Origin of the sequence: Nguyenibacter vanlangensis, from assembly GCF_013376155.1 — a bacterium.
GTDB classification, from domain to species: Bacteria; Pseudomonadota; Alphaproteobacteria; order Acetobacterales; family Acetobacteraceae; genus Gluconacetobacter; species Gluconacetobacter vanlangensis.
This window is the reverse complement of record NZ_JABXXP010000848.1, coordinates 1-1101: the sequence shown is the minus strand read 5'-3', so window position 1 is coordinate 1101 and position 1101 is coordinate 1. Positions and strand designations below refer to the sequence as shown.

General features: G+C 69.9%; 1 protein-coding gene. It reads right to left on the bottom strand.

From position 1 onward, the window contains the following. Positions 1–249 precede the first annotated feature (249 nt). Positions 250–1005 (bottom strand): methylenetetrahydrofolate reductase, encoded by a 756-nt coding sequence (locus HUK84_RS19605; RefSeq protein ID WP_176641704.1) that lies wholly within the window; start codon positions 1003–1005, stop codon positions 250–252. Positions 1006–1101: the final 96 nt, after the last annotated feature.

Genomic DNA, 1101 nt, shown 5'->3' with positions numbered 1-1101 from the left:
GGCCGGCATCGCGGCGCCGCAGCACAGGAAAGCGGCCAGCATCGCGCCCCCGGCCCCGATGCGGCGCCCGCCGATGCAGACCTCCTGGACGGCTCCCGGGATGGCGGACGGGCGCGAACGCGGACGGGAATGCGGCAAGATCATGACCTTTCGGGGAAACGTGACCGACGAACCGACGAACCGGCCGAGGCTAACGGAATTGCCCGGCGGACGTAACCCACCCCGGGCGATCGTCGCCCGCCGGGCAGGTCACGAGGATAGTGATTCCAGCGCCTGCTGGATCGGCGCCAGATAGCGCGCCGGCTTCACGCGCAGCGGCATCAGATAGACATGCCCGCCGGCCGCGCGGACGGTCCGGATCGCGCGGCAGGCAAAGCCGATATTCGCCTCGAGCGTCGCTTCGAAATCACGCGGGAAGACGACATGGTTCGTCGTCTCCCAATAGGACCGCGATTTCGGGCCGATCACCGGCGACAGGCCCCAGAACACCGTCTCGCCGGCCAGCCAGCCCATGCACATCTCCAGCATGCGCGCATCGAATACCGGCTGGGTGAAGAACCCGGCGGCCCCGGCGTCCTTCTTGCGTGCGACGGCCTCCAATTCGCGATAGGGGGCGCGGCGATAGGGATCGAACGCCGCATAGACGCGCAGATGCGGGGCCTCGCGCCGATAGCGGCGGATCACGCTCTCCGACGTGTTGGGAAAGGTCCGGCGGCTGAGATCGGCGGGCGGGTCGCCCTGCACCACCAGCACTTCCTCCAGCCCCTGCACCCCGATGCCGGGCAGCGGCCCGTCCGGATCGACGTCGATGGCGCGGATATGCGGCACGACACGCGGCAGCACCGGTCGCAGCAACGGCACCGCGTCCCAGCCCTGCAGCGCAAAGCGCATCAGGCTGGGCACGTTCAGCGTGTCGGCCATCGGAAAGGCCGCGCGCACCTCGGCCGCATCCGCCTTCAGGGTCTCGGCGTCGCGCGGAATCAGTTCGACGGAAATCCGCGTCATGGAGTACCGCCCGGCTCCGCCGCCGCGCCGACGATCCGGCGGGCGGCGGCGAGGGTGTTGTTCAGCAGGCAGGCGATCGTCATCGGCCCCACCCCG